This is a genomic window from Mesotoga sp. Brook.08.YT.4.2.5.2., assembly GCF_003351125.1.
Lineage (GTDB): Bacteria > Thermotogota > Thermotogae > Petrotogales > Kosmotogaceae > Mesotoga.
Map to the genome: position 1 here is coordinate 1 of NZ_JPGZ01000039.1, position 5,932 is coordinate 5,932.

Annotated in this window: 5 protein-coding genes and 1 pseudogene; all 6 read left to right on the plus strand. The window is 44.8% G+C overall.

The genetic code is table 11. The features are described 5' to 3' along the window. Positions 1-295: pseudogene (locus Q502_RS14415) on the plus strand (hypothetical protein); the annotation flags it as partial. Positions 296-476: 181 nt separating this feature from the next. After that, positions 477-1,457, plus strand: coding sequence for a LacI family DNA-binding transcriptional regulator (locus Q502_RS10240; protein ID WP_099830798.1), 981 nt, complete (start codon positions 477-479; stop codon positions 1,455-1,457). Then, a complete protein-coding gene (locus Q502_RS10245; protein WP_099830799.1) occupies positions 1,450-2,943 on the plus strand; it encodes a sugar ABC transporter ATP-binding protein in 1,494 nt (497 codons plus the stop codon). Before Q502_RS10240 ends, Q502_RS10245 begins: the two co-directional genes overlap by 8 nt. After that, positions 2,940-3,863 carry an ABC transporter permease gene (locus Q502_RS10250; protein WP_099830800.1) on the plus strand — a complete coding sequence of 308 codons (924 nt, stop codon included), beginning with the start codon at positions 2,940-2,942 and terminating at the stop codon, positions 3,861-3,863. Before Q502_RS10245 ends, Q502_RS10250 begins: the two co-directional genes overlap by 4 nt. 51 nt (positions 3,864-3,914) lie before the next feature. Continuing rightward, a complete protein-coding gene (locus Q502_RS10255) occupies positions 3,915-4,793 on the plus strand; it encodes a D-ribose ABC transporter substrate-binding protein (protein ID WP_099830801.1) in 879 nt (292 codons plus the stop codon). A 57-nt stretch (positions 4,794-4,850) separates the two neighbouring features. Then, the gene (gene rbsK, locus Q502_RS10260; RefSeq protein ID WP_099830802.1) at positions 4,851-5,762 is read left to right on the plus strand and encodes a ribokinase; all 912 of its coding nucleotides are present in this window, start codon (positions 4,851-4,853) and stop codon (positions 5,760-5,762) included. The last annotated feature ends 170 nt before the right edge of the window (positions 5,763-5,932 follow it).

A 5,932-nucleotide genomic window follows, 5' to 3' on the forward strand; every position in this document is an offset into this window, starting at 1 on the left:
GAGGTTTCTTGAAGGGAATGGCAAGTATATCGAGTACCTAGGGCTGAAGACGATACCATCATTCCAGACCTTGTGTCGAAGAGCCAAATGGATACCTCTTCATGAAATAGTCCAGAAGATAACTAAACTCTTCACAGATCTGGAAGGGCTCGAAAGGAAAGAAGTTGCGGTAGATTCGTTCGTAAGCGGTCATGTAAAGGCTCTACAGCACAGAGAAGAAGGAAGAGAGGGAAGTATAAAGACCAGGAGGCCACTTTGCTGTGCTGCGACTTATTATACCCACTTTTGTTTTTAACTCGCGACGATACATGAACTAGAATGAAGAAGCATAGAAGAGTAACTAATCAATAATCACCTCATGTCTCAGCTGAACGTTCATGATAATGTGTGAATAGACTTGGCTATTACAATACGAGTGTGTTTATATTACTGTGTAATCGTTTACGCAAACGTTTACAGGAGGATTTAAGGTATAAATGAAGAGTAAGATAAGCATACGTGAAGTAGCGGAGAAGGCGGGAGTTTCGACGGCCACAGTCTCCAGAGTTCTCAACAAAAGTCTTTATGTAAGCCCTGAGCTTGAAGAGAAAGTCAATAGGGCCTCTCAGGAGCTTGGTTATGTCCCCAACAGACTTGCCAGAAGTCTCAGGATCGGTAGTAGCGGCATGATAGGCTTCCTTATCCCCGATATTGTGAATCCCTTCTTCTCCCAAATAGTAAAGGGAGCCGAAGATTATCTGCGCGTGAAGGGGTATTTCATTTTTCTTGTCAGTTCATCAGGTGATCCTCTAAAGGAGGAAGAACTTCTAAAGGCACTGTATTCAAGGAATATCGAGGGAATTGGCGCAATACTCCTTGGAGAGCTTCCCGAGTCTATTAAGGCCATTTCATCTCACCTACCGATCGTGATTATCGATAACTATCAAGATTGGGAAGGGGTCTCTTATGTCTTTTCAGACAATTACGACGGAATGAGAAAGATGATGGATTATCTTATCAGAGCTGGTAACAAAAGCTTCGCTTTTTTAAGTGGTCCCGTAAATACCTTCTCCTCCAGAGAGAGGTTGAGGGCATTTGAAGATGCTATCTCAGAAGAAAATAGTGATTGCGAGATACATTTTGGAGACTATACCTTTGAGAGTGGTAGAGAGATGTTGAGAAGACTCAAGAGAATACCCAATGCCATAGTATGCGGCAACGATATGATAGCATTCGGAGCGATGATGGAGTTGGCTGAAATGAAATATGATGTGCCTAAAACCGTTTCGGTTACTGGATTTGATGACATACTCTTCTCAAGGATGACCAACCCAAGGTTGACAACCGTTCGGCAGGATGGATACGCTATGGGTAAGGCGGCCGGTGAGATGCTTCTGAGAAAGATCAGCGGTCAAAAGACTAGCAGCAAGGTCCTTCTGAAGACCTCGCTTCAAATCAGGGAGAGTAGCAATGGATGAGTTCATTCTCAAGATGGAGGGTATCTCCAAGAGCTTTCCCGGTGTAAAGGCGCTGGATAGCGTCAGTTTCGATCTGAAGAGAGGAGAGATTCTTGCTCTGATAGGCGAAAACGGTGCCGGCAAATCAACTCTCATGAAGATTCTGAGTGGTGTTTACAGACAGAATGAAGGGAAGATAATTCTCGAGGGCAATGAAGTTCGCTTTGAGAGTCCTTCAGATGCCATAGCGCATGGAATAGCAGTAATCTATCAGGAGTTGAATCTCAGCGAGGATCTAACTGTTGCAGAGAACATATATCTGGGAAGAGAGAGTAGCTCCTGGTGGAATCTTAATCGCAGGAAACTCAGAAGAAGGGCCGAGGATCTTCTGAGATCACTCAACTTTCCAGTGCCTGCGGGCACGACAGTTAAGAAACTCAATGTTTCCGAAAAACAGCTTGTCGAGATCGCCAGAGCCTTGGCTTCCGATGCAAAGATAATCGTTATGGATGAACCTACTGCAACAATAACAGAGCATGAAACGGCGATACTTTTCAGACTTATGAGAGAGCTCAGAGAGAAGGGCGTTTCGATAGTCTTTATTTCTCACAGACTTGAAGAGGTTTTCGAAATAGCCGACAGGGTTACGATATTGAGAGATGGATCGTTCATATCTTCCGGTCCTACGGAAAGCTATACTGGCGATCGTTTGATAAAGGATATGGTAGGAAGAAGAATCGACGATATGTTCCCAAAAGAGAATCTTGTGACCGAAGAACCCGTTTTCATGGTTGATGGGCTTTCGGTATCTGGACATTTCGAAAATGTCTCTTTCGAAGTGAAAAGAGGCGAAATCTTCGGAATAGCGGGGCTTGTGGGTTCAGGTAAGGGAGCAGTTGCCCTTGCCATATACGGTGGCTTAAAGGCTAGTGCAAACAGGGCCGAGTTATCCAAAAGACCATATCCTATTCCCATAAGGCCGGACAGAGCACTGGCAAGAGGAGTTATTCTCATACCCGAAGATCGCAAGACACAGGGATTAGTAATGCCTTTGAGTATAACAAAAAACGTTGTGCTGCCAAATACGGAACTTGTAAGTAAGCTAGGTAGCATTAGCTGGAGAGCGAGTAAGAGACTTGCTGAAGCGATGATAAAGAGACTGACTATAAAGACACCTTCTCCAGATCAGAGGATTAATAACCTTTCTGGAGGGAATCAACAGAAGGTAGTTCTGGCAAAGGGACTCATTAAATCTCCTGAACTCGTAATCTTCGTTGAACCAACCAGGGGAATCGACGTTGGAGCAAAGGTTGAGGTTTACCGCTTGATGAATGAACTGGCGAATCAGGGTAAGGGAATCATCATGATATCTTCTGAGCTGCCAGAAGTAACCAGTATGAGCGACAGAGTGCTCGTAATGCACCGGGGTCGACAGGCAGCCATATTCGAAAGGAAGGATATTAATCAGCAGAACATCATTTCTGCGGCAATGGGAGGGCAAAGATGAAGAAAACCCTCAGCCTTTTGAGAAGGTTTCCGATCGTTGTCGGTTTTGTTGGAATTGTTCTTGTGTTCAGCTTTCTAAGCGATAGATTCTTTACCGTTTCGAATTTCATGAACGTTCTCAGACAGGTCTCTATAAACGGAATAATTGCATTTGGGATGACCTTTGTAATAATCTCTGGAGGGATAGACCTTTCAGTAGGTTCGATATTCGCTTTCTCAGCAGTAGTCGGGGCAAGTGTTATTAAGAACACTTCTCCTCTGCTTGGAATTCTGGCTGCGCTCGGAATAGGTGCTCTTATGGGTGCATTCAATGGTGTAATCATTGCCAAAATGAAACTTCAGCCCTTCATAGTAACTCTTGCCACTATGGCAATTGCCAGAAGTCTCACTCAGGCTTTCACTCAGGGAAGGCCTGTAACAGGTTTTCCGGCAGGTTTCAGGGAAATCGGGCGCGGAGAGATCTTCGGAATTCCTGTGCCTGTGTTAATAATGCTTGGAGTATTTGCTCTTGCCTGGTACCTTCTCTTCAATACGAAGCTGGGTCTATACACTTACTCAATAGGTGGAAATGAGCAGGCGACAAAGTTAAGTGGTGTGAAAGTAGATAGATATAAGATTGTTATTTACATTATAAGTGGGCTTCTTTCTGCACTGAGTGCGCTTATTTTGACAGCAAGACTAAATAGCGCCCAGCCCATATTTGGAGAGGGTTATGAGTTGGACGCCATTGCCGCAGTCGTTCTGGGAGGAACGAGTCTCTCCGGTGGAAAGGGGTCGATAGTCGGAACGGTTTTTGGCATCATGGTTCTTGGAATAATAAACAACGGTATGAATCTAGTAAATATCTCACCATTCTACCAGCAGGCAGTAAAGGGAGCCGTAATACTCCTGGCAGTTATGGCCGAAAGTAACAACGATTGAGCGATCTTATTAAAGGCCTTCAAGGCCTATTTTTGATAAGGAGGTACTGAAATGAAGAAACTACTTGTAATTACCTTTGTTCTGGTAGTAGCGTCAGCATTTCTCTTTGGAGCAACGTACAGAATTGGACTCTCTCTATCCACTCTCAACAATCCGTTCTTTGTAACACTTAGAGACGGAGCTCTTGAAGCAGCGGCCGGTCTAGGAATAGAAGTTATCGTAGCCGATGGTCGCGATAACCCTGCAAAGCAGCTAAGCGATATCGAAGACTTTGTGCAACAGAAACTGAATCTAATAATCATTAACCCTACTGACAGCGATGCTATCGTCACTGCAGTAGAGGAAGCTAACAAGGCTGGGATTCCTGTAATAACGGTTGACAGAGGAGCTAATGGCGGAAAAGTAGTTGCGCATATTGCTTCGGATAATGTTGCGGGCGGCATGATGGCCGGTGAGTACGTTGCAATGCTACTCAATGGAAAGGGGAACGTAGTTGAACTTGAAGGAATCGTTGGAACATCGGCTGCGCGAGACCGTGGTCAGGGCTTTGGTGCAGCTATTTCAAAATACCCGGGCATCAAGATAGTTGCAAAACAGGTTGCAAACTTCAACAGAGCCGAAGGACTTGTAGTAATAGAGAACATCCTTCAGGCGAATCCAAATATAGACGCTGTGTTTGCTCACAATGACGAGATGGCTCTTGGAGCAATCGAAGCCATAAAAGCCGCCGGTCTTCTAGACAAGATCAAAGTCGTAGGTTTCGATGCCATTGATGATGCCGTTGCGGCCGTAAATGCAGGCGAAATGGCTGCTACTGTTGCTCAGCAACCATTTGTTATGGGCCAACTTGCCGTTGTCAAAGCGTTCGAGTATCTGACTATCGGTACGATTTATATCCCCGTAGATCTCCAGTTGGTAACGCTGAAGTAATTTGGATTAAAAGGCCGGGGGGCGTGATCTCCCTCCGGCTTTTTTATGGAGGCCTTTATGATAGCAGTTATTGGAAGCAGTAACGTCGACATGGTAATAAACGTAGACAAATTCACTATGCCCGGCCAGACTCAGAAAGGTTTGGAACTTTCCTACTATCCAGGAGGCAAGGGCGCAAATCAGGCAGTAACGGCCAAATCGCTTGGTGGGGACGTATTCTTCCTGACTTGCCTGGGAAACGATGGAAATGCCCAGATGATGAAGAGAGAGCTTGAAGCTATTGATCTTGGACACGGAATAAGACTTGTAGATTCTCCAAACGGAGTTGCATTGATAGAGGTTGCAAGATCAGGAGAAAACAGGATAATAGTATACCCGGGTGCAAACTCTCGACTGTCTCCAGAGATTATCGACGATTCAAGAGAGAGTTTGCTAAAGGCTGACATTCTTCTGCTACAAAATGAAATCCCCTTCAAATCGTCTCTATACGCAGCAAAGCTCTTCTACAAAGCCGGAAAGACCGTTATCTTCGATCCTGCGCCGTCAAGTAATATAGATAAATCGATTCTACAATACGTAGATATTATTACCCCGAACGAAACGGAGATGGCTGAGCTTACGGGACCGTCGCTCTGTATTGAAGAAGCCGCCGTGAAGCTTCTTGAAATGGGATGTGAGAATGTTCTGCTAAAGAGAGGGGAAAAAGGAGTTCTCTTCACAGGAAGGTCTAGAAGTCTAGTTGTTCCGACTTTCAGAGTAAAAGCTGTTGATTCAACCGCAGCTGGTGATGTCTTCAATGGCGCCTTCGCCTGCTCGCTTGACAGAGGACTGGATCTTCACTTTTCTCTCAAGTACGCCTGTGCAGCCGCGGCTTTATCTGTTACCAAAAGGGGAGCCCAGAGGTCAATTCCAAGAAGTGAGGATATCGAAAGTCTCCTTTTTGAACGAGGGTTCGAGAGTTATCGGTAGTCTTTTTGAAAGACCTGATTGCTTCTGAAATTCGAACAATCCTAGAAGTTTCTTCTCTGTTCAACTCTCTTCGAGATTAAGTTTCAGGCCGTTCGTCATTTTGACTGATGCTGATTTGATCTCGAAATAACCTTCAAGTGTTAGAATCAAATATAAATCGAATTGCTATT